24 protein-coding genes are annotated in these 23,210 nt (G+C 37.8%); 16 read left to right on the top strand and 8 right to left on the bottom strand.

Annotation, left to right across the window (positions count from 1 at the left end; genetic code table 11):
• Window positions 1-135: 135 nt before the first annotated feature.
• The 4 genes from B9N66_RS01225 to B9N66_RS01210 form a co-directional block, all read right to left on the bottom strand.
• Window positions 136-765, bottom strand: coding sequence for an NAD(P)H-dependent oxidoreductase (locus B9N66_RS01225; protein ID WP_087579555.1), 630 nt, complete (start codon window positions 763-765; stop codon window positions 136-138).
• Between the two features lie 93 nt (window positions 766-858).
• Window positions 859-1,881: a selenide, water dikinase SelD gene (selD, locus tag B9N66_RS01220; RefSeq protein ID WP_374057413.1), complete on the bottom strand. Its 1,023-nt coding sequence runs from the start codon at window positions 1,879-1,881 to the stop codon at window positions 859-861.
• Window positions 1,878-2,480 (bottom strand): sulfurtransferase-like selenium metabolism protein YedF, encoded by a 603-nt coding sequence (gene yedF, locus B9N66_RS01215; protein WP_087579554.1) that lies wholly within the window; start codon window positions 2,478-2,480, stop codon window positions 1,878-1,880. The genes selD and yedF overlap by 4 nt, the downstream gene beginning before the upstream one ends.
• A gap of 146 nt (window positions 2,481-2,626) precedes the next feature.
• Window positions 2,627-3,574: a formate dehydrogenase subunit gamma gene (locus B9N66_RS01210; protein ID WP_087579553.1), complete on the bottom strand. Its 948-nt coding sequence runs from the start codon at window positions 3,572-3,574 to the stop codon at window positions 2,627-2,629.
• Window positions 3,575-3,972: 398 nt separating this feature from the next.
• Here B9N66_RS01210 and B9N66_RS09835 point away from each other — a divergent pair, with 398 nt between their 5' ends.
• The gene (locus tag B9N66_RS09835; RefSeq protein ID WP_257639739.1) at window positions 3,973-4,221 is read left to right on the top strand and encodes a hypothetical protein; all 249 of its coding nucleotides are present in this window, start codon (window positions 3,973-3,975) and stop codon (window positions 4,219-4,221) included.
• Window positions 4,222-4,238: 17 nt separating this feature from the next.
• On the top strand, window positions 4,239-4,571 hold the full coding sequence (locus B9N66_RS09830) for a hypothetical protein (RefSeq protein ID WP_257639738.1): 333 nt from the start codon (window positions 4,239-4,241) through the stop codon (window positions 4,569-4,571).
• Between the two features lie 404 nt (window positions 4,572-4,975).
• On the opposite strand, the gene nspC is transcribed toward B9N66_RS09830, so the two are convergent.
• Window positions 4,976-6,115 (bottom strand): carboxynorspermidine decarboxylase, encoded by a 1,140-nt coding sequence (gene nspC / locus B9N66_RS01200; protein WP_087579552.1) that lies wholly within the window; start codon window positions 6,113-6,115, stop codon window positions 4,976-4,978.
• Window positions 6,116-6,198: 83 nt separating this feature from the next.
• Here nspC and B9N66_RS01195 point away from each other — a divergent pair, with 83 nt between their 5' ends.
• From B9N66_RS01195 to B9N66_RS01155, 9 genes are all read left to right on the top strand, one after another.
• Window positions 6,199-6,420 carry a MoaD/ThiS family protein gene (locus B9N66_RS01195; protein ID WP_087579551.1) on the top strand — a complete coding sequence of 74 codons (222 nt, stop codon included), beginning with the start codon at window positions 6,199-6,201 and terminating at the stop codon, window positions 6,418-6,420.
• Window position 6,421: 1 nt separating this feature from the next.
• A complete protein-coding gene (locus tag B9N66_RS01190; protein WP_087579550.1) occupies window positions 6,422-6,856 on the top strand; it encodes a molybdopterin synthase catalytic subunit in 435 nt (144 codons plus the stop codon).
• A gap of 11 nt (window positions 6,857-6,867) precedes the next feature.
• The gene (locus B9N66_RS01185; RefSeq protein WP_087579549.1) at window positions 6,868-7,329 is read left to right on the top strand and encodes a molybdate transport repressor; all 462 of its coding nucleotides are present in this window, start codon (window positions 6,868-6,870) and stop codon (window positions 7,327-7,329) included.
• A 243-nt stretch (window positions 7,330-7,572) separates the two neighbouring features.
• Window positions 7,573-9,423, top strand: a complete 1,851-nt coding sequence (locus B9N66_RS01180) for a TonB-dependent receptor domain-containing protein (RefSeq protein WP_087579548.1) — start codon at window positions 7,573-7,575, stop codon at window positions 9,421-9,423.
• Window positions 9,424-9,434: 11 nt separating this feature from the next.
• Window positions 9,435-10,400 (top strand): ABC transporter substrate-binding protein, encoded by a 966-nt coding sequence (locus B9N66_RS01175; RefSeq protein WP_087579547.1) that lies wholly within the window; start codon window positions 9,435-9,437, stop codon window positions 10,398-10,400.
• Window positions 10,397-11,194, top strand: a complete 798-nt coding sequence (locus B9N66_RS01170; protein ID WP_087579546.1) for an ABC transporter permease — start codon at window positions 10,397-10,399, stop codon at window positions 11,192-11,194. The genes B9N66_RS01175 and B9N66_RS01170 overlap by 4 nt, the downstream gene beginning before the upstream one ends.
• Window positions 11,194-11,883, top strand: coding sequence for an ABC transporter ATP-binding protein (locus B9N66_RS01165; RefSeq protein WP_087579545.1), 690 nt, complete (start codon window positions 11,194-11,196; stop codon window positions 11,881-11,883). The genes B9N66_RS01170 and B9N66_RS01165 overlap by 1 nt, the downstream gene beginning before the upstream one ends.
• Entirely contained in the window at window positions 11,876-12,982 is a 1,107-nt protein-coding gene (locus tag B9N66_RS01160) for an NnrS family protein (protein ID WP_087579863.1), read from the top strand. Before B9N66_RS01165 ends, B9N66_RS01160 begins: the two co-directional genes overlap by 8 nt.
• A 111-nt stretch (window positions 12,983-13,093) precedes the next feature.
• Window positions 13,094-13,639, top strand: coding sequence for a hypothetical protein (locus B9N66_RS01155; protein ID WP_087579544.1), 546 nt, complete (start codon window positions 13,094-13,096; stop codon window positions 13,637-13,639).
• A gap of 334 nt (window positions 13,640-13,973) precedes the next feature.
• On the opposite strand, the gene B9N66_RS01145 is transcribed toward B9N66_RS01155, so the two are convergent.
• Both B9N66_RS01145 and B9N66_RS01140 read right to left on the bottom strand, forming a co-directional pair.
• Window positions 13,974-14,894 (bottom strand): MFS transporter, encoded by a 921-nt coding sequence (locus B9N66_RS01145; RefSeq protein WP_219336835.1) that lies wholly within the window; start codon window positions 14,892-14,894, stop codon window positions 13,974-13,976.
• Window positions 14,895-15,684: 790 nt separating this feature from the next.
• The gene (locus B9N66_RS01140) at window positions 15,685-16,896 is read right to left on the bottom strand and encodes a saccharopine dehydrogenase family protein (RefSeq protein WP_087579543.1); all 1,212 of its coding nucleotides are present in this window, start codon (window positions 16,894-16,896) and stop codon (window positions 15,685-15,687) included.
• A gap of 95 nt (window positions 16,897-16,991) precedes the next feature.
• On the opposite strand from B9N66_RS01140, the gene B9N66_RS01135 reads away from it, so the two are divergent.
• The 3 genes from B9N66_RS01135 to B9N66_RS01125 all read left to right on the top strand — a co-directional run bounded on the left by B9N66_RS01135 (window position 16,992) and on the right by B9N66_RS01125 (window position 19,829).
• A complete protein-coding gene (locus B9N66_RS01135; RefSeq protein WP_087579542.1) occupies window positions 16,992-18,386 on the top strand; it encodes an AAA family ATPase in 1,395 nt (464 codons plus the stop codon).
• Window positions 18,376-18,939, top strand: a complete 564-nt coding sequence (locus B9N66_RS01130; RefSeq protein WP_087579541.1) for a hypothetical protein — start codon at window positions 18,376-18,378, stop codon at window positions 18,937-18,939. The genes B9N66_RS01135 and B9N66_RS01130 overlap by 11 nt, the downstream gene beginning before the upstream one ends.
• A gap of 635 nt (window positions 18,940-19,574) precedes the next feature.
• Entirely contained in the window at window positions 19,575-19,829 is a 255-nt protein-coding gene (locus B9N66_RS01125) for a hypothetical protein (protein ID WP_141083423.1), read from the top strand.
• Here B9N66_RS01125 and B9N66_RS01120 read toward each other — a convergent pair.
• Window positions 19,797-20,441 carry a non-canonical purine NTP pyrophosphatase gene (locus B9N66_RS01120; RefSeq protein ID WP_087579539.1) on the bottom strand — a complete coding sequence of 215 codons (645 nt, stop codon included), beginning with the start codon at window positions 20,439-20,441 and terminating at the stop codon, window positions 19,797-19,799. The two genes, B9N66_RS01125 and B9N66_RS01120, sit on opposite strands and share 33 nt — an antisense overlap.
• 114 nt (window positions 20,442-20,555) lie before the next feature.
• Between B9N66_RS01120 and B9N66_RS01115 the strand changes: the two genes are divergently transcribed.
• Window positions 20,556-21,857: an MFS transporter gene (locus B9N66_RS01115; RefSeq protein ID WP_087579538.1), complete on the top strand. Its 1,302-nt coding sequence runs from the start codon at window positions 20,556-20,558 to the stop codon at window positions 21,855-21,857.
• The gene (locus B9N66_RS01110; protein WP_087579537.1) at window positions 21,854-22,990 is read left to right on the top strand and encodes an NAD(P)/FAD-dependent oxidoreductase; all 1,137 of its coding nucleotides are present in this window, start codon (window positions 21,854-21,856) and stop codon (window positions 22,988-22,990) included. The genes B9N66_RS01115 and B9N66_RS01110 overlap by 4 nt, the downstream gene beginning before the upstream one ends.
• The last annotated feature ends 220 nt before the right edge of the window (window positions 22,991-23,210 follow it).

Genomic DNA, 23,210 nt, shown 5'->3' with positions numbered 1-23,210 from the left:
CGTTAGTTTAGGTTTTGGCTCTGATTTTATCCCATTTTTACTTGATTTGGGTTTATAAAGGTAAGTATTTATTTAGAATTTATTGATTTATTTAAAATTGAGCCAAAAATTTATTTAAAATTTGGCTCAAATATCTTAATAGATCCAAGTAACAATATCAGAAATTTCTCTGCGAAGTTTTTTTGGTTGTGAATTTAGGCGGTAGCCAAATGGCACCATGATAGCCACTCTTTGAAAGCTCTCATCAAGCCCCAAAAGTTCATTTAAAGCATGTCTGTCAAAGCCTTCTATCGGGCAACTATCAATGCCCAAACTCGCGGCTGCATTCATCATATTTGTGGCAATTATCATGCATTGCTCATGTGACCACTGAAATGTTAGTTCATCATCATTTTTAAAATTTGCAAGCAAAAAGTCATGATAAAATTTTTGCCTTGCAGCAATGGCTTCAGGATCTTTATTGGTATTTCTAGCGATCATTTTATTAACGTAGGTACTTCCAAATTTTACCTCTTTGATCTTAGCTAAAACGACAACTAAATGTGAGCAAGATGTGATTTGCGCTTGATTCCATGAAAGAGCTTTTATTTTTTCTCTAAGCTCTTTATTTTGAACGACTAAGATATCCCACTGCTCAAGACCAGTTGAACTAGGGCTTAGTCTACCAGCTTCTAGTATAAAATCAAACTCTCCAGCACTGATTTTTTTGCTTTCGTCAAAAACTTTGCAAGCATGACGAAATTTTAAAATTTCAAGATAGTTCATCATCTCTCCTTTATAGTTTTTGAAATTATAGAATGGTTAAGTAAATTAAAAGATTTCACTAACGCAATGAGATAGCATGCTATCTTTAAAAATTTATCTTAAAAATATACCAAACTCGCTCTTTGACACCGCAGAGCCAACAATAGCCGAGCTTTCATAACCTACTTCTTTTAAGCGTTTTACTGCAAGCATCGCGTCCTTTTCACCAACTGCAAGCAAAAGCCCACCAGAAGTTTGTGCGTCAAATAGCAAAATGTCAGCTTCTTTGTCCACAAAATGCTTTGCAAATTCGCGGTTTTTATAGCTTCCCTCTGGAATGATACCCATATCGGCAAATTCCTTTGCGCTTGCAATGATTGGCACGTTTTTTTCATAAATTTCAAAACTGATCTTTTCATTTAGCATTTCGCTTAAATGCCCCAAAAAGCCAAATCCAGTCACATCAGTAGCGCCGTAAACTTTGATACCATCAAGTGCATTTAATGCATAAAAATTTAACTGTGCCATGATAGTTGCAGCCTCTTTTATCTGCTCCATGCTTAATAAATCAGCCTTTATTGCTGTGCTTAAAATGCCGCTTCCAAGGGGCTTTGTAAGTATTAAAACATTGCCTTTTATGGCTGTATTATTTGCCCAAAATTTATCAGGATGCACCCTTCCAGTGACGCTAAGCCCATAATACATCTGCTGTGTCTCGATCGTATGTCCACCAACGATAATGCCACCGCACTCTTTTACTTTATCGGCTCCGCCTTGCAAAATTTCTCCTAAAATTTCAGGTGCCAAGTTGCAGCTATCAAAGCCTACGATATTTAGAGCATTTATCACCTCACCACCCATTGCAAAGACGTCGCTTAGGCTATTTGCAGCAGCGATTTGTCCGTAGATAAAAGGATCATTTACCACAGGCGTTATAAAATCAAGCGTTTGAACAAGTGCAAGATCATTTGAAATTTTAAAGACACTCGCATCCTCATTAGAATTGGTGCTTGAGAGCAGATTTGGATGAGATAAATTTAAACTACTAATCGTTTTGTTTAGACCCGACGGGTCAAGCTTAGCAGCTCAACCAGCGGCTCTAACGAACTGCGTAAGCTTTTTGTCGTGGTAGATCATAATTTGATTTGCTCGTGAGTTGAGAGTATGTCGATGATCTCATAAGCATTTGAAATTTCGCCAATCGCAAGATCACTTACTAGCTTATAAGCCTCCAAGCAGCTTCCGCAGCTTAAAATTTTAACACCAGCAGCTTCAAGATCTTTAAGCGGCTTAAAGCTTGGGTGTGAGCGGTTTGTAGTAATCTTTACAGCGTTATTTACGCAGATTATTATCTTTGGTTTTTTCTCAACTTGAAGAAATGCTCCTAAGAATTTTGATAGTAAATTTATTCCTACTTCGCCACTTCCCGCGCGCTCTTCATTCAGATAGAGTACTTTTTCATTTTTTGGTGTGATATCGCAGACAAACTCATCAAAATTTGTAAGCTCAAGCGCATTTTTGCCTTTTGTAGCTAAAATTTTAGTTTCGTTGCCATTGCTTTCGAGGCTAAAGTTTATATTTTGACTTTTTAAAAATCTTGAAATATTTTCTTTTGGGGCTAGGGCATTTACCAAAATTTCTAAGCTTTCGCCTTCACTTAAACTATCAAGTGCATTTTTTGTCATTATGACTGGTTTTGGACATTCTAAATTTCTACAATCAATTGTTCTTGTCATTGTTTTTCCTTTGTGATTAGTATTTCAAACCTTGAAACTGATTTTGGATTATAGCTAAAAAATATTAATTTTTTAAAAGGATTTGTGCTGTGAAATTTGCTATAAAAGGGAGTTTGACCCTGCGTAGGTCGCAAGGCCAAGATTGATTATTTTAAATTTGTGTAAGATTTCTCGTAGTCAGATACTGGGATCTTGTTTTTCTTAACAAGCTCTTGATACCAGTAGTGGTGAAGTACATAGACCTCTTCTTCTTCTTTGTATCCAGTGACCATTGACCAGATAGCGCCATGTATAGCGATCGCAGCCATATAGATATGAACTAGGAAAAATACCGCACAGACGATGCCAAGGCAGTTGTGGATAACTACGCTATATCTTAAAAGATCAATTTGTGTAAGACCAAACCAACTAGCAACTGCTGGCTCTTTAATATCCATGAAATACATGATCGCACCTGTGATGATCATCACGATACCACCAGGGATAGCGATCCAGTACCATGCCTTTTGACCAGCGTTAAATTTACCAGCGGGGACTGGTTTTTTCTTCTTTGATAGATAACCACCAACTATCATCATCCATCTGATGTCATAAACAGCTGGAAGCATTCTGATAGTCCAAGCAAATAACATAGGAAGCACAGAAATAGCAAATATAATAGTCGCTATATCGTGCAAGTATCTACAGAAACGCACAAATGTGCCGCCACCAAGCTCTGCACCCCACATGATGATGATGCCAGTTGGCACTAAGATGATCCAAGAGATCGCAGCTAAGCCGTGAGCTATACGTTCGATCAGTGAAAACGCAAATACTTTTTTGCCATCGTGACTAAAGTGTTTTGGTCCGATGATCAAGAAGTGTAGCACGAACGCGCCGATAACAGCTAAAATGATAGAAAGTGCAGCTATCGCGAAGTAGTCGTTGCCTTGTATAAAAGTAAATATCGGGCCCCAGCCATGCTCATAAGGCTTGATATTTTCTATCCTCTGTGCTGCCCAAATGGTGCTGTCAAATTGATTGACGCCAGTTGGTCCTTCAATGGCCATTGCCGCAACGGACAATGTAAAAAGTAGAGTAAGAATTCTCGTCATTTTATTCCTTTATTTGCTAAAGCTTAAATGATTTAAGCTTCGGTTAAATATGCTAAAATCACACAGCTATGCCGTTTTGTGGCTATTATATCAGAGCTAATCACAAGCAAACCTTAGCAAAAAAGATTACTAAAATTTTTATAAAAAATATTTAAGTTTTGTTAATTTTGATAAACGCTGATATAAATTTTGAGCAGTAAAAATCTCAATTTTTCACCTAAAAACGTGGTTAAACTCAAATTTGGAAATAGTACTAAATAAATTTGAATATTTTTATCAAAAAGCCAATGCTTTATAAATTTAGCTTTTTAACTCAAAATACCTTTTTAAATTTATATTTTCTAAAAATTGAATTAAAATATCAAAAGCATTTTAGATCTCTATTAAAAGGCGAAGCAATGGACATTTACGCTCTTATCTTTGATGACTACGAGGCGCTTGATCTTATGAGGCCGGTGGAGTTTTTAGCAAGGGTGCCTGAGATGAAGATAAGCTACGTCTCGTTTGATGGTGGGATGAAAAGAAGCAAGCAAGGCTTTTTTATAAAAACAAAAAAGCTTAGCAAGATGCCAAAAGAGAGCGTTTTGCTACTCCCTGGAGGTCAGGGCACAAGGGCGCTTGTAAATATGATAGTGAGTTTATCTTAAAGCTTAAAGAGTGCGTTTTGGCATCTCAAATTTGCCTAAGTGTATGCACTGGCTCGGCTCTCATCGCTCGCACTGGAGAGCTTGACAGCCTTAAGGCTACCTCAAACAAAAGATCGCTTGAGTGGGTAAAAAGTTGCGGCAAGGCTGTAAAATGGCAAGAGCGCGCTAGGTGGGTGAGAGTAGGTAAGTTTTACACAGCTTCAGGCGTCGCTGCTGGCATGGATATGGTGCTTGGCTTTATCGGCGATCATTTTGGCAAGGAGCTAGCCCAAAATATCGCAACCGAAACCGAATACAACTGGCAAAAAAGCTCAAAGATAGATAAATTTGCCAAAATTTATGGGTATTAAATTTTAAAATTCTAGATAAAGTCAGAAAATTACTAAATTTAGCGATCAAATTTCGATTTTAAATTTAAAAAGATAGCAAGCAAAATATCTTTAGCAAGAAGCGTCAAGATAAAATTTGTAGAGAATAAATTTAAATCAATTTACAGCTTGCAGTCTAAATACAAATTCGCCAAATTTAGTAAGTTTAAATTTTAAAATAAAAATATCTTTACCAAAAATACCACCAAGATAAATTTGTAGAAACTAAATTTATTCCATCTTTTTATATTTTATATTAAAGACAAATCCAAAATGTTTAGGGCTGAAATTTAGGCGGCAGTTCAAATGCATTTTGGCAAAATTGGCAAGGTAGATAAATTTGACCTAAATTTAAAAAGCCAAATTTACCTTCAAAAAGCAAAATTCTAGTTTCTACGCCTATACTCTTCGTAGCCTAGCTCTCTAATCATCTTGATCTCGCCATTTTCTTTTAGAAGTAGAAGATCAGGCAGTTTTATGCCGTTAAATGTCGTATTTTTCACGATGGTGTAGTGAATTTGATCTTCAAAGATGACTCGGTCGCCGATTTTTAGCTCGCTATCAAATTTATACTCCGCATCGCCCGCCTCAAGCCCCATGATATCGCCAGCTAGGCAGGTATTGCCGCCAAATCTATAAGCAAATTTGCCATTTTCGCTCTCGCCTCTAACGGCTGGCCGGTAGGGCATTAGCACAGTATCTGGCATGTGCGCCTCGGCTGAGGTGTCAAGGATGGCGATATCTTTCTCGTTATGCACGATGTCAAGCACGCTACTTATCAAAAAGCCAGTTTGCCAGCCAACGGCCTCGCCAGGCTCCAAATAGACCTCTACGCCATATTTCTCGCGAAAGCGCCTAATGATATTTATAAGCAGCTCCACGTCGTAATCAGCCCTCGTAATGTGGTGGCCGCCGCCCATATTTATCCACTTCATCCTTGGGATAAACTCCCCAAATTTCTCTTCAAATGCCTCTAACACGGTTTGTAAGCTACTCGCACTCTCCTCGCAAAGTGCGTGAAAATGAAGCCCACTAATGCCATCAAGAAGCTCTGGCTTAAAATTTTCTCTTGTGATGCCAAGCCTGCTAAATTTGCCACATGGATTATAGCTGTCAGTTGGGGCTAGCGAGACCTCTGGATTTACGCGCAGGCCGCAGATTATGCCATTTTGCAAGGCAATACCCTTGAATTTTTGCCACTGTGCAAAAGAGTTAAATGTGATGTGTTTCGAAATTTTTAAAATTTCATCAAAATCCTCATCCTTAAAGGCTGGACTATAAGTATGAATCTCGCCTTTTACGTATTCGTTTGCAAATTTTGCCTCATGAAGCCCACTACAAGTCGCTCCGTCAAGATAAGAGCCCACCATATCCATCACTCCGCTAAATGCAAAGCCCTTAAGTGCTACTAAAATTTTGGCTCCGCTTTGCTCTTTGACATATTTTAAAAGCTCTAAATTTTTACGTACTTTTGCTTCTTCGCAGACGTAGGCTGGGGTTTTTATACTCTTTAAAATTTCGTTCATTTTTGCTCGCTTTTTAAATTTTTAAATAAGTATATCTAAATTTATTTTTAAGTAAAATCAGCAAAAATCTCAAAGGATAAAACGTGATAGAGATCGAATTTCTTGGGCCTATCGGGCTTGAAAATATAAAAGTAGAGGCAAAAAATTTAGGCGAGATAAAAGAGGCTTTAAGCCAGAAAGAAGAGCTTAAAAAATGGCTAAATATCTGTGCTGTGGCTGTAAATGACGAGATCGTAAGTGATATAAATTTCGCTCTTAAAACAGGCGATAAAATTTCTATCTTACCGCCGGTTTGTGGGGGCTAAGATGCAAATTTATGACGGAAGCTTGGACGTTCAAAGCATCACAAACGAGTGGTATGAATGCTTTAAAGATAAAAACTGCGGTGCACTCATCACTTTTGTTGGGATCGTAAGAGAAGAAGGCGGCATTTCGGCGCTTAGTTTTGATATCTATGAGCCGATCCTTAAAAAATGGCTAGATGCTTGGCAGGAGCGAGCCAAAAAAGAAAATGCCTACGTACTCTTTGCTCACTCAAAAGGTGATGTGGCCGTGCATACGAGCTCTTATGTTGCAGGCGTTGTGAGCCCTCAAAGAAAGGTCGCGCTAAGGCTTATAAACGAGTTTGTCGAGGACTTTAAGGCAAATGCGCCGATCTGGAAATATGACGTGATAAATGGCGAGAGAATTTATGCAAAAGAGCGCAGCCAAGCAATAAATGGTGCTGGAATTTTAGCTTAAAAGGAAAAATGATGATAACAAAAGAGAGTAAAAAAGATGTATTTTGGGCGCTAGCCTTTGGGCTTGGACTTTTTATATTTAGCATCATTGGCTACTTTTATCTAGCTCTTGGCACGCCAAGTCTTTTTGGCATCATCATTGGCGCTCTCTCAGCGTTCTTTTGTGTTAGAAAAATTTTTCAAAACAACTTTTTACGTATTGAAGATGATGGATTTATTATCACAAAAGGCTCAAAAAGTATAAAATTTTACTTTAAAGATATCGACGAAATCGCCATTAAGAGTTTTGGCGATAAGAAAAAAGTCGAAACTTTAAGCGTAAAATTTAAGAAAAACCGTCTTGATAGAGATGCTTGCTTTGGGTTAGTGCAACCACTAGGTGATGATTTGATCATCATTTTTGATAAATACGAACTCTCAAAATTTACCATTTCAAAAGAGCTAAGAGATAGGCTTAATAATTTTAGAGCATAATTAAATCAACCTATGATCTAAAAATTTTTATATAACAATTATCAAAATTTTATACATTTTTCACATTAAATTTACACCATTTAGCTACTCTTGCAAAAATAAAATTAAGCATTTTATCTACAATAAGCTCATAAATGTGGATTAAAAAATTTAAAAGATGACTTACATCAACTTTTATAAAGGGTTTTGCTACTACAATTCTGATAAAAGAAATCATAATTATATCTTTAAAAAGGAGTTTACATGAGGCCCATTTTAAGCCTAGCAATTCTTTCATCACTGCTTCTAGCAAATGAAGCAAATTTAGACATTATAAAGCCTATAAGAGAATTTGCACCGCCACCAGTCATCACGCCAAACATTGCGCAAAGTGCCTTTGTGGAAAATCAATTTGACCGCACTCAAAGAAACGAATATCCATTTGTTACAAATTTACTTGATAACTCAGCTGATATGTTTCATATCTCAGCTGGAATGTATGGCAAAAGCTTTTACAATTCATCGCTTTTTAAATATCGCGGCTCAAATTTTTATACCATTTTAAACGCAAATTTCACCAAAGCAAATAACTACAAAGATGGCAGTGGCAAAAGATGGGACTATGGCTATAACAGACAAGGCCAAAGCGCTATCTTAGGTTTTGTGCCAAATGATCTTAGCGAGCTTAGGCTTACGTTTTTAAGGGACAATATCGATAAAGACAAGCAGCCAGAGCACGCAATGGATGCCTTTAAAACTACTAGAAAAGTTGGCAAGCTAAATATTAGATTAGGCGAAGAAGATCTTTCAAATACGCTAAATTTTGAATTTATCCTAAAAAAAGTTGAGCGAAAAGCTGATAATTTTCATCTAAGAGATGACACTCCAAATGTGAAAGTGGATTTAAAGAGAAATATATTTGAGGCAAATTTAAAGTATGACGCTGACTTTGCAAGCTTTCACAATCAAATAGGCGCTGGCTTTGAAAAAGACAAACATGACGGCAAAAGATACATGAAGCAAGGCAACAACTGGGTATTTAACGGATACAGATTTGCCGATGTTAGAAATGATAAATTTATGCTCTTTGACACACTTGCTTATAAATTTAATGAAGCAAACGAAGCTTCTCTTGCCTTAAAATATGAAGATCAAAAAAGCAAGCTTAATGGGCTTGATACTAAATATTTCGCACCAAATCCAGCCATTAGCACGACTCGCGGACTACTTCGTCAAATTTACGGTGAATACGTAAGTGATAAGATCAAAAAAGACGCTTTTAGCGCAAGTTTAAAATATAAATTTACACCAAACGATAAGGATAGCTATTTTGCAAAACTTGAGAGTTTATCTCGCTTGCCAAGCAATATGGAGCGTTTTAATGCACTTTATGGTGCAGGTGATAATGGCTGGATAGCAAATCCAAATTTAGAGCCAGAAAGGCACAATAGAGCGGTTCTTGGCTTTAAATTTGGCAGCCAGTTTTACAAAGAATACCTAAACTCTTTGCAAAACAAAGATGCATTTAGCTTTGGAGGACATTTCATCGCTGATAGCGTTAAAAATTTGATTATTTTTGATAGACGCCACTCAAAAGCTACGATGCCGCTAAATAAAAATGCCGTCATCTCAAGAAACGTTGATGCAACGCTTTATAGTGTAAATTTCAATACAGAATATAGTTTTGCAAGGCACTTTGGCTTAAAAAGCTCACTTTACTACAACTACGGACAAAACAAAACCGATGGAAGGCCACTTTATCAAATAAGGCCTTTTGAGGCAAATTTTGCATTTGACTACAAAGACTATGCAAGCTTTGGCAGCTATAATCTTGGCACTGCGCTAAGGCTAGTTTCAAAGCAAACTAGAGGCGATTTTAGCAAGCAAAATGGTCTAGGCATCGACAAAAAAGAGGCCGCAAAAGGTTTTGGTTTGCTTGATCTTTATGGCGGCGTAGAGCTTAAAAATAAAGTTGGCATAAGATTTGGCGTAGCAAATTTATTTGATAAAGATTATGCAGAATTTATTAGCGGCGATCACGTAGCAGCACTTGATCCGGTAGTCGTTCATGCCCCTGGCAGGACATTTTTCATTAGCTTCCACAGCAGTTTTTAAAGGAGAAAAAGATGTTAAATAGAAGAAAATTTTTAGGACTTAGCACAGCTTTAGGCGTTAGCGCATTTGCACCAAATTTATTTGCAAAAGAGAGCTTTAATATGTGGGGTGCGCCAGCGATCCCAAGCGTTATCATGGCGGTTGCTGCGCTGCAAGGCGAGTTAAACAAAACTTATGATGTAAGTCTAAATATATGGAAAATGCCAGATCAGCTTCGTGCAGGCGTGGCTAGCGGAGATATCAAGGTCACGATGTCGCCATCAAATGTCGCTGCAAATTTAAGAAACCAAGGGCTTGATTTTGCGATGTTAAATTTGCTGACTCTTGGCGTTATGAACGCTATGGTTAAGGATGAAAAGATCAAAAATTTAGAGGATTTTGTAGGCAAAAAGCTTATCATGCCATTTCGAGGCGACATGCCTGATCTTGTCCTAAGAGCGCTTTGCAAGAAGAGAGGCATAGACGTTAGCAAAATAGACATCACCTATACAGCAACGCCACCTGAGGCTCTGCTTTTATTTTTACAAAAAGATTTTGACATTTTAATAGTCCCACAACCTCTTGGTGAAGCGACTATTTTGCGTGGTAAAAAAGCAGGCGTTAGCGTGCATTACTCAGTTGATTTTCCAAAAATTTGGGGCGAGAGCTTTGGCACAAAACCGATAATTCCAATGGCTGGCATTATCGTAGAAAGAGGCTTTTACGAGAAAAACTTAAATCTATTTGATACGCTTCATAGCGATCTTAAAAATGCTCTTTCTTGGATACTTGAGAACAAACAAAGTGCAGCAAAGATTGGCTCGAGCTACTTGCCAGCTCCAGAAGTAGCACTTGCAAATGCTTTTGATAAGGCAAATCTAACAGTGACAAAAGCGAATGAACTACAAAATGGGATCATGGCATTTTTTGAAGAAATTTATCAGTTTAATCCAAAATTTCTAGGTGGCAAGATGCCAGATAAAGGTCTATTTTTATGATATTAATCGATGGCATTAAAAAAGATCGCTCAAGCTTTTTAAAAATAATTGACTATTTTTGGGGCGGATTTAGCGGATTTGCCGTAGTTTTTTTGATATTAGCCATTTGGCAAGTGGGAAGCGAGTTTAGCTCCCCACTCCTACTCCCATCGCCAAAAGATGTATTTTTTAAAGCCTGTGAAATTTTAAAAGATTACAAAAATAGCGAGATAAATATAACGCTTTGCAGATCACTAGTTGGGGTTAGCACGGCAACATTTTTTGGTATATTTTTAGGGCTAATAGCAGGTAGCTTTAAAAGCTTTGCGGCCTTTTTAAAGCCTGTTATTACCTTGCTTTTATCAATGCCGCCAATTATCTGGATAGTGCTTGCTATTTTTTGGTTTGGATTTGGAAATTTTAGCACCATTTTTACTATCTTTATAACGGTTTTACCGCTTACTTTTGCAAGCTCGGCAGTTGCTATGAGTAGTGTAGATGAGGAGCTAAAAGAGATGTTTGATGCCTATCATTTAGGCTTTTTAAAAAAAATAAAACACCTTTATATCCCACATCTTACAAGCTATATCATAAGCTCTGTTAGCGTAGCTGTTGCAATGGGCGTAAAGATAGTCATAATGGCCGAACTACTAGGTGCAAATAACGGCATGGGAGCAAAGATAGCAAATGCAAGGGCGATGCTTGAAACAACCGAGGTAATGGCGTATGTTCTTTTAAGCATCACTCTTATCATGCTTTTTGAGTACCTCATCATTGAGCCTTTAAAAATAGCTCTAATGCCTTGGAGAAGATGATGCTTGAACTTAAAAATATAGAGTATGAAATTTTAAGAGATAAGGTCGTAAGAAATTTTAGCCTAAAGGTAGAAAAAGGTGAAGTAGTGACGCTTTTTGGGCCTTCAGGGTGTGGGAAAACTACTATTTTACGGCTTATTAGCGGACTAAATGAGCCCAGAAAAGGGGAAATTTTTAATAAATTTAAAAAGATGACATACTTTTTTCAAGAAAATCGTCTACTTACATGGAAAAATGCTCTTGAAAATGTGCTTTTGGTTATGGATAAACCTGATCAAAACAGCGTTTTAAAGCTTTTTTCTAAAGTCGGTCTTAGTCAAAAAGACGCACTAAAATATCCAAGTGAACTAAGTGGCGGCATGAGGCAAAGGGTCGCTTTTGTAAGAGCAGTTGTAACAAAACCTGACCTGCTTTTAATGGATGAGCCATTTTCGGGGCTTGATTATGATATGAAAGAAATTTTGATCGATATTGTCAGCCAAAGAGTGAGTGAGGGCATGAGCATAATACTCGTCACACACGACAGAATGGAGGCCGTAAAGATGTCAAATAGAATTTATTTTCTCGCAAATAAAGGTGCGGTCATACAAAAAGAGCTTATTTTAGATGAGGCTTTTAAAAACCGTGATTTTGCATTTATTAGTAAAACAATAGATGAAAATTTTAAAGGGCAAATTTATTATGATTAACAACTTTTTTACATATCCTATGAGGATATTTTTTCTTACCAGCGCTGCCTGTGCTGTGCTAGGAGCTGCTATATTTTTTACACCAACTGATTTTGTGAGTTTACATAAATTTATATTTTTACACCTTTTTCTAGCACTTGCCTATGCTGGATTTTTACTCACAGGACTAACCGACTGGACAAATTTCAGCTCCTCACTAAAAGTCCACGCCTACATTTTATTTTCACTCTTTGCAACTAGCTTTATAGCTGCACTTTTTAGCTTATTTTTAGCACATTTTTTTATTACGCTTTTTTGGGCATATCTAGTGATGCTTTGCCTTTATATGATCTGGCGAGATAAAAATGATGATCAATTTGGCGTACTTGGCTTTTTGTTTGGCATTTTAAGCTTTGAAATTTATTATCTAATAAGTGGCAATGAAAAATTTCTAAATTTACAAGTTTTTATCCACGTAATCGCTATTTTACTCATCTCTTACCGCGTTAGTGTCGTACTCGGAAAAGAAGCGCTAAAAAGAGAAAAAGGTATGGATGAAGCTGTTTTTGTGCCAAATTTTATCTATAAAAATATCGCTATCTGCTGCGTTTGTGCCTTTTTACTTTTAAATATATTTTTTGAAGCAAGCTTAGGTGTCTATTATGCTGCGATAGCTTGTGGAAGTGCGGTACTTGCAAAGCTTAAAGAGTGGCACTATAAAGAGCTTTTTAGGCATAGCTTTGTGCTTTTATACTATTTTATGCAACTATTTTTAGCGATTGGGTTTTTAGGTATCGGCTTTAGCGGCATTTTTGAACTCCATCTTGAGACAAATTTTATACATCTAATAGCGATAAATGCGGTAATTTTTAGCGTGATGCTTATATTTAATGTCGCAGGACTTCGTCACAGCGGACAAGAACTTGAGTTTTTACGCCTTAGTAGAATTGCTTTTATTTTAGTTCTTTTAGCTGGCATTAGTAGAGGAATTTTGGCTTATTTTTGGAGTGGCTTTTACATTCATTTGCCCGCAATGCTCATAGCAATCGCTTTTGTTTTTTGGCTCATAAATTTTTATGCGATCTTTAGGGATAACGATTTTAGCGATGATCCAGAGTAAGAAGCTATTAAAAATTTATTCATTAATTAAAAAGAGATTTTAAGTCTTTTTTGAAGTAAGTAGATATATAATTTGCGATATTTATTATCAATATTATAAAAAGGATTCTTTATGAACAAACTTACTTCTGTTGCTTTAGCAGCTTCATTTTTTGCAGTTTCAGCTCTTGCATTTAGCGTAGAAGGTGAACCAAAGGTAACATTTACTGGCTACAAGCTAGCAAATAAGACAGCCGTACCAGGTACTTTTAAAACGATAAATTTTAAAAGTCAAGAAAATGCAAATTTTGCTGATTTTTTAAAGAGCTTTGAATTTAAGCTAGAGCCAAAAGATATCGACACAAAGCTGCCTGACCGCGATAAAAGGATTGGCATTATTTTCGATGGCAAGGCAGTAGATGGCAAGATCGTAGCAGTAAATGGCGACGATAAGGCTGGAGAAATGGATGTTGAGCTTAGCATAAATGGCAATTCAAAAACTTTTAAAACAAAATATGAAGTGCAAAATGGCAAGCTAATGGCAAAATTTTCAGTTGATCTTGTAAATGATTTGAAGTTAAATGAGAGCTTTGATAAATTTGCTGCTGCTGCCAAACCATTTCATGGCGGAAAAAGCTATCCAGATGTAGATATTAGCTTTGAAGCAGTGATAAAATAACTTTCAAATTCGGCGCCAGTAAGTTAGCTTGCGCCGAAGTTACCTCCTTATCCTAGTTTCTTATTCTGTGATGCCGAAAAATCGAAAATGACGGATTTTTCATACAAAAAGGCGGTAAGAATGCGAAATTTTATTTTAAAGATATCGACAAAATCGGCATCCCCGAGATAGACGCCAAGCACAAAATTAGTGTTTCAAACATAAAAATTTAAAAAAAGGCGGGCTAGCATATGGCCTCATGCAGCCTAGCGGCGATGATAACGCCGTGATATACAACAAATACGAACTCCCAAAGCACGAGATTTTTAAAATTTTAAAGCAGAAATTTGAGGCGCTAAACGCGCAAAAAAGCGAAAATAAGAAAAAGTAAAATTTGGCTAAGCCCGCCGGCGCTAAATTTGATTTTTGGTCTTGGTGACCGAAAATTGAGGATGCCGCTGCCGTATTGCAGCGAGCCGATGAGCGCAGCGACCGAGCCCTTCATCTCCTGCGGCACGCTATCAAGAGCGGCAGCATTGGAGCAAGAAGTGATAATGCCGTTCATGCTAAAAACGAAAAACATCGGGATTATCACGCCAAGAACGCCGCCCGTTTTGAAAAACGCAAATGCAAACAGCACGCTGGCAGCAAGCGCGGCGACGAGCGTGGAGACTATGAGTAGGCAGTTTAGCGCATAGCGCTTTACCAGCTTTTTATTTACGAAACTTAGCGCCATGACGCCCACGATGTTTATGCCGAATAAAAATCCGTAGTATTTGCTAGGAATGCTGAAATAATCGATATATACAAACGATGAGCCCGTGATAAAGGCATAGGCGGCAACGCAAGCAAACGTCACGCTAAGAGTGTAGCGCATAAATTTGGCGTCTTGCAATAATCTTAGATAATTTCTAAAAGACGATGCGATTGGCTTTGTGGAGCGCTTTTGCGGTGGCAAGATCTCCGGCAGAGAAAAAATCATCGCAAACATAACCGCGCTAGCTAGCGCCATCAGCCAAAATATCCCGTGCCAAGAGCCAAATTCCAGTATCGCGCCGCCCAATAACGGACCCACTATCGGTGCTATCGCCATGATAATAACCAGCGTAGAGAGCATCTGTGCGGCCTGCGAGCTACCGAAAATATCGATAATCATTACCCTGCTTAGCATCGGTCCTACGCATGCGCCTACGGCCTGAAACACACGCCAGAACACGACGCTAGCCATATTGTCCGACATCACGCATCCTACTGATCCGATCGCAAAGAGCGCCATACCGATGAAAAGCGGGATTTTACGCCCGATCCTATCACTGATAGGCCGCAGACGAGCTGTGTGATGGAGAAACCGATCAAAAAGCCCGTTATCGTAAGCTCAGAGTCTCCGTGCAACTGCCGCTCCATTGTAGGCATAGCAGGTAGATATACGTCCGTAGATAGCGATGTACAAGCCATGAGTGCGCTCAGTACGACTAAAAAGATAGCGAAGTTTTTGGAGTTTAAAATTTTCCTTTTGTTGTTATTTGAGTGGGTGCAGGGTTTACGCGACTGGAGATTGAGAGCTTTAAATTTACTCAAAGTTTCATTGATAAAATTTGCGCGATTGTAGCTAAATTTAAACGCTTTTCGGCGCGGAAGCTTAAATTAAATTTGATGTAAAATTTGAATGCAGGTGGCGCAAAATTTAAACTAGAAATTTAAATGCAGTAGAGCAAGGCGCAGTATTTTTTGCCTTACTCAAGGCGGATTTAAATTTTACGACGGGAGCGTATATGAAATACGTGACCCAGTAAAATTTAAATTAGTAAAAAATTTGAATTTAAAAGAAGGTAAGGCGAAATTTCTACTTAGCTTCGCTTGTAGCTGCAAGCAGAATATTTTTAAGCATAATCTAGGCAAGTAGCCTGCTGAATTGAATTAAATTTGAATACAATTAAAGATAAGGTGTGGTATCTTTTCGCTAGACGCGGCAAATTTTACCTTGCGAATGAGGCGGGCTGTATGTCCCGTCGCAGTGAAGCAAGGTAAAATTTAACAAAGTATATCGTAAAAAGACAAGTCTAAATTTAGACTTCATACCTCTCGCCGGGTTTCATTTCGATAATCTCCCACGGCAAGCCCTGTTTATTTAGCTCGTCCATGAAAGGCTTGGCGTCGAAGTTTTCCATATTAAAGACGCCTTTTCCGCTCCAGATACCCTTTGCAACCATCATCGAGCCGATCATCGCAGGCACGCCAGTCGTGTAGCTAACGGCCTGCGCGCCCGTCTCGGCGTAGCAAGCCTCGTGGTCGCAGACGTTATAGATATAGACTTGGCGCTCTTTGTCGTCTTTGAGCCCGCGGATCACGCAGCCGATGTTGGTTTTGCCCTTCGTGCGGGGGCCTAGCGACGCAGGGTCCGGCAGCAAAGTCTTTAGAAACTGTATCGGCACGATTTTCACGCCGTTATGCTCGACCTCGTCGATGCGTAGCATGCCGACGTTTTCTAGGCATTTCATGTGAGTTAGGTAGCTCTGTCCGAAGGTCATAAAAAAGCGGATTCTCTTTAGTCCTTTGATATTTTTTACTAAGCTTTCAAGCTCCTCGTGGTAGAGCAGATAGCTATCTTTGACGCCGACTTTTGGGTAGTCCCATTTGAACATTATTTCCATCGGCTCGGTCTCTTTCCACTCGCCGCGCTCCCAGTAGCGGCCTTTTGCGCTTACTTCGCGCAGGTTGATTTCGGGGTTGAAATTCGTCGCGAACGGATATCCGTGATCGCCTGCGTTGCAGTCTAGGATGTCGATCTCGTGGATCTCGTCAAAGAGATTTTGCTGTGCGTAGGCGCAAAATACGTTCGTCACTCCCGGATCAAAGCCGCTTCCCAGCAGCGCCATCGTATTTGCAGCTTTAAACTCGCCGTCCTTCGCCCACTGCAGTTTGTACTCAAATTTTGCGGTGTCGGGGTGCTCGTAGTTTGCGGTATCGATGTAAGGTATGCCAGCCTTTACGCAAGCGTCCATAAGGGTTAGGTCTTGATACGGCAGCGCGACGTTTAGAAGCAGATCAGCCTTTGTTTGCTTAATGAGCTCCACCACGGCTGCTGTGTCGTCAGCGTCGATCTGTGCGGTGTTTATCTGCACACCAAGGCGATCTTTTATAAATTTAGCGATCGCGTCGCACTTGCTTTTTGTGCGGCTTGCTAGGGTGATATTTGTAAAAACGTCCGAGTTCATCGCACATTTTACGGTTGCGACTTGGCTAACGCCACCTGCTCCGATGATTAAGATATTTGACATTTTTTGGCTCCTTAAAATTTCCTTCGATTTTATCTTTTTTTAGATACAATCCGGTTTAAATAATTATAAATTTAAAAATTTTAAAAGGATTATTGATGAAGGTAAGCCTAAAAAATGTAGGAATGCTTGATGAGGCAAATTTTGAGGTAGGCGATCTTACTATTATATGTGGTGAAAATAACACAGGAAAAACTTACGCTACTTACAGTTTGTATGGCTATTTAGACTATATGCGCAATATACGAGAGATACCTTATTATAGAGCTAGAGGGGATATTTCTGATAATGTAGAACATGATGATATGCAAGAAATAAAACTTACATATAATAAAATCAAAGAACGGTTACAAAAACATATGTTAAGCAAGTCAAAAATGTACGAAGAATATTTTTTAATTGGAGTTATGGCTGGAAAAGAAGATGACTTTGCAAATTTAGAATTTAATGTTGAAATCTCAATTTCAATGGATGAAATAAAAGACGCCATTAATGTATTTTTAGTATCAGATAATTTATTGGTAAGAGCAAAAAGAAGATTTGAGCATATCTTATATGATGATGGACTTATAATAAAACCTACAAATAGTATAGACAAAAGAAATATTGCAGATTACATGAATCTTTTATCTGACGCTTTACTACATATAATTTTAAGAAATAATTTTATTTTGAGCGTTGAAAGGACTGGAGCATCAATTTTTCAAGAAGAACTCGACTTTACAAAAATAGCAAAATTGGAAACTTTAAAAAGAATGGCAAGAGATGAAGATGTTGATGTATTTGAAATATTAGATGAAAAAAAACAACTATACCCAAAGCCGGTTAGAGACAATATTAATTTTATAAGAAGCTTAAAACAACTATCTAAAAAAGATAGTTGTTTTAAAGAGGACAATAGCAAGAATCAAGAAATCCTGAAGGTGTTAAGCAATTTAGTTGGAGGTAAATATAAGGTTACAGATATAGGAATTTTATTTCAACCTAAAAAATCAAGAAAAGGTTACAATATAGAGATAGCCTCTAGCTCAGTTAGATCTCTTTTGATGTTAAATTTCTATATTCTTAATACGGCCAGCAAGAAAGACATTCTTATGATCGATGAGCCTGAATTAAATCTACATCCGAATAATCAAATTTTAGTCGCTAGGCTTTTGGTATTACTTGCAAATGCAGGCATAAAAGTGTTTATCACAACTCATAGTGATTATATTGTTCGTGAAATAAGTAATTGTGTAATGCTTGGAAGTTTAACTGACGACCAGATAGATAAGTTTAAAAATAAAGGTTATACAAAAGAGTACAAAATTAACCATCAAAAAGTAAAAGCATATTTGGCAGAGAATAAAAAAGGTAAAAACATTTTGAGTAGTGTTGATATCAATGAACGCGGAATTTTTATGAATACTTTTGATTCTCCAATAGATACACAAAATGAAAATCAAAGCTTAATTTTTGCTACACTTTTAGAGAGTAACAAAAATGACAAATAAAAATTTAAAAGATTTTTGGGAAGCTATTTGTGATGATTTAAAAATTAAACCTCACGGGAATTTATTTAAAATAACAGAGGAAAAAAAAGAAAGTCCCATTAAAGAAATAAATTTCACATTTAAAAATAAAGACGATGTTTTAATACTGCGACAAAAAGAGAAAACTCATACTATTAAGTTTTTTAAAGGAGATAGTGTTTCAACCGATTCGCATTGTGATTTTATAGTATTTTTAAAAATAAACGATGGTTTAAGAATATGTTTTTGTGAAATTAAACCAAGTGTTGAATACATAGATAAAGCCGCTTTACAATTAAAGTCTTCAAAGCTTTTCTTGGAATATTTATTGAATTGCTACAAAAATTACTTTGGTGTAGACTGTTTTACTGAACTTAATTTGGATGATATTTCTAGAAAATATTATATTTATCCAAGTAATATCTCCGCCAAGGGTAAAGTTTATGGTAATTCCGAAATATTGTTAAAGAAGATCGAGATAGATAGACGACAAGGAACAGCTCATATCGCCGATGGTTATTCATTCTTTGAATAGTGAGAGATAAATTACGCTGTTGTGTTGCCTTTGATAGTATAATTTTTTTGGTTTTAGTTACCATAGTTGCCTAAATTTGCTATAAAAAAGACTGAAAATCTCAAATGAATCTTATGCCCAAAACTTTACTTTTTTGTTTGCCGATTTGGCTACTTGGAACGAACTACGAGAAGGCGATAGAGCTTAGCGCATAGGAGTTCAAGCGCGACCGCAACGCCACGGCTACGGCGCTAGCGGGCGAAAAGGCGGCGCAAATTTGTCTGGCTGAGTACGGCGAAGAGCATGAGAGTGCGATTATAGCGTTAAACAACTCGGGTAGCTTTTTTATGTTTGTAGGCGAGCCTCAAAGGGTGCTCGCAGCCTACGAACGGTCGTTAAAATTTTAAAAAAAGGACCCGGCAAAGAGCAAAAAGTACTGGCAAAGCCATATCAAGGCGTAGCTAGTGCGCAGGCAGCTCTTGGGCGATACGATGAGGCGATAGCGAATTTCGGCGAGGCAATTAGATGCTATAAGCTAGGTGGCGAGAAGATGCAAAAAGATCTGATGAGCTGCTACGCGGGGTTTGGCGATACGCTTTATAAAATGAGCGATTTTGCTGGCGCGTATGCGAACCACTCCACCGCGTTTAAAATTTTTGAGAAGGTTTTTTGGCACGGGCGGTCAGCGTTTATTGTGGGCGAAATATTACGCGCTGATAGCGGGCGATCTAGTGGCAATCGACAATAAAAGCGAGGCGCTAAAAAACTATGAAAAATCACTTAAAATTTTGGACGAAATTTTAGAGCAGGGCACGGACGATAAATTCGCAAAAGCGCTAAACGAGATAAGGGCAGAGATAAAGAGAGGTAAGGCAAATTTAGCGCCTAAATTTCGCTTCCAAGATTCTTAAAACGTATTTTATCAGCTCAAGCCCCTTTGAGCGGTGAGAAATTTTAAGCTTTGTCTCATTATCTAGCTCGCCAAGCGTCTTAGTAAAGCCATCTGGGATAAAGAGTGCGTCGTAGCCAAAGCCGTTTGTACCGCGCTCCTCATCTATCGCCTCACCATACATAAAGCCATGCGTCGTGTAGTCGCCAAATTTTGAGCTAATAGCGATACAGGCAGTGTAGTGGGCTAGCGAACTCTCTAAATTTAGCGCCTTTAGCTTGCTAATTAACTTTACTCTGTTGTTTGCGTCATTTGCGTTTTTGCCACATACTTTGCCATTTTCATCAAGGTCAAAATAGCGAGCTGAGTAGATCCCCGGCTCACCACCAAGTGCATCTACGCTAATGCCACTATCATCGCTAAGAGCGATAAACTCATTATCAAGCCCTTGCTCTTTAAGCTTTGCAAAAACCGCTCTTGACTTTATGAGTGCATTTTGCTGAAAGCTGCTGCCATCTTCAACGATCTCAAATGGCTTTACAATCTCGCTTAAGGCGTAAATTTCATAGCCTTTTAAATACTCTTTTATCTCTTTTACTTTGTCTAAATTTGACGTCGCAAGCACAATCTTCATTGCAAAAGCTCCTTGATTTTTTGGGCGTATTTTACAAAAAAGTAGATTAAATTTTTAAATTTAAATTAGCGTTAAAATGATAAACTTAGTCCTTTTAAAAATAAGGAAAATTTTATGTTAAAAAGCGTTTTACCACTATCTTTTATCATAGCAAGCAGATTTTTAGGTCTTTTTATAGTTTTGCCAGTGCTTAGCCTTTATGCCTTAAATTTACGCGGAGCAAACGAGTTTTTAGTAGGGCTAATAGTAGGCGTCTATGCGATCTCGCAGATGATATTTCAGGTGCCTTTTGGAGCGCTCTCGGATAGGATAGGACGCAAAAAAACATTAACAATCGGACTTTTGGTTTTTATCATCGGCTCAATAATTTGTGCACTTACAAGCGATATTTTTACCATGCTATTTGGTAGATTTTTACAAGGTGTAGGTGCTATCGGAGCAGTTGCGACTGCGATGATAAGTGACTATATAACAGAAGAAAAACGTTCAAAAGCCATGGCGATAATGGGTGCTTTTATAGGGCTTAGCTTCACGCTTTCGATGGTGCTTGGACCGCTTCTTGCTAGAAGTTTCGGGCTTTCAAGCCTTTTTTACCTAAGTGCCGCTCTTAGCCTACTTTGCATTGTACTTCTTTATACCGTTGTGCCAAAAGAGATAAAAGTGAGTGCCAAAAGTGAAAAAGTGCCATTTGGTAAGCTGTTTTTACAAAAAGACTACATGATCATAAATTTCACCTCTTTTATGCAAAAGATGCTAGCAAGTATCGCATTTTTGGTGATCCCTATCGTTTTGGTAAAAGAGTATGGTTACGAAAGTAGCGAGCTTTACAAGATCTATTCGCTTGGCGCCGTGCTTGGCTTTTTGGCTATGGGGCTAGCTGGCGCCCTTGGCGATGGCAAGGGACTTAGCAAGGTCATCTTGATAGCTGGTACGCTACTTTTTGCCCTAACCTACACTATTTTTGCCATTAGTTTTACGCTTTTTATCTTCGTTTTGGGAGTTGCTATATTTTTTATAGGATTTAACCTTCACGAGCCCATCATGCAATCAACCGCGACAAAATTTGTAAAATCCTCACAAAAAGGCTCAGCCCTTGGTGTATTTAATTCATTTGGCTATCTAGGAAGCTTTATTGGAGGTGCGTTTGGTGGATACATCTTGCATGCCTTTGGCTTTAAAGTACTCGCCATCATCTGCGTAGTACTTTGCGTGATATGGCTTGTTTTGCTCTTTAGCTTAAGCGATCCAAGAATTTTTAAGAACATCTATCTAAGTCCTGAAGTTAGCTTAAATTTAGAGCTGCTAAACAGACAAAAAGGTGTAGTCGATTATTACAAAAACGAGAAAAATCAAGTGATAAAATTTGACTCTCGCCTTACAAGCGAGGCGGCTTTAAAAGAGAGTTTGAAGTTTTGATCTACGACGTCATCATCATTGGCGCCGGTGCTAGCGGACTATTTTTAGGAGCAAATTTAAAGGGTAAAAAGGTTGCGATTTTAGAGAAAAATAGCAGCGCTGGCAAAAAGATCCTAGCAAGTGGTGGAGGCAGATGCAACATCACAAACCGCTTTATAAGCGCTAAAAACTATATTGGAGAGCAAAAATTTATAGAGCAAATTTTAAAAGTACTGACTCCAGATCAAGTTTTAAAATTTTTTAGCGAGCTTAAATTTAGTGAGCAAAAGCAAAATCAATTTTTCTGCGATAGCGGCGCAAAGAGTGTCTTGAGCGTACTTTTAAAAAGGCAAAATGCAGATATTTTTTACAATAAAGAAGTTCTTGGCGCTAAAAAAGTAGATGAAATTTTTAAAATTTTGACAAAAGATGAGAAATTTAGAGCTAGAAATTTAGTCATCGCAAGTGGTGGACTAAGCTACAAAGCCCTTGGTGCAAGTGACATTGGCTATAAAATAGCAAATGATTTTGGTATTGAGACATCAGCTCTTACACCTGCACTTGTTGGATTTAGCGTGCAAAAAGATGAGTTTTGGTTTAAAGAGCTTAGCGGCGTTAGTCTAAGCGCGGATGTAGTGATAAATACCAAAAACGAGAGCCGTAAATTTAGTGACGACTTGCTTTTTACACACAGAGGCATAAGCGGCCCAGCGATACTAAACGCATCTTTGTTTTGGCAAAAAGGACGAATCTGCATAAATTTTTTGCCTAGATTTAGTGAGAAAAATTTAATAAACGGCAAAAAGCAGCTTAGCTCGGTTTTACCCTTACCAAAGAGATTTGTGCTAGAGTTTTTAAAAAATTTTGGCCTAAAAGATAGAGCTTTTTATGAATTTAGCGATAAAGAGAGACAAATCATAAAAAGGCTTTTTGCTTATGAATTTGCTCCAGCTGGGACATTTGGCTTTGAAAGAGCGGAAGTCACAAAAGGCGGTGTAAAGATTGAATTTTTAGATGAAAATTTACAAGACTCTAACGTTAAGGGGCTTTATTTCATTGGTGAGGTCTTGGACATCACTGGCATGCTTGGCGGATATAACTTGCATTTTGCATTTGCAAGCGCTCTAAAGGTGGCTAGGGTCTTAAATCTATGATCTCCTAGAAGTTAGCTAATTTTTAGACAAATTTTCATATTTTAAATAAGATAAAATTACCATGAAAGTAGCGTTTTTAAGCAAATTTATTCAGAGTAATTTAGATGTTTAAAATTCATAATAAATACTTTAAAAAGATTTTATGCCAAAACAAAAGCAACGAATTTTTGGAATAAATTTTTATAGCCAAGCAAGCTAAACATTAGGTTGAATTTAATTT

Origin of the sequence: Campylobacter concisus (genome assembly GCF_002165775.1) — a bacterium.
Taxonomy (GTDB): Bacteria; Campylobacterota; Campylobacteria; order Campylobacterales; family Campylobacteraceae; genus Campylobacter_A; species Campylobacter_A concisus_E.
This window is presented reverse-complemented; position numbering and strand designations above follow the sequence as displayed.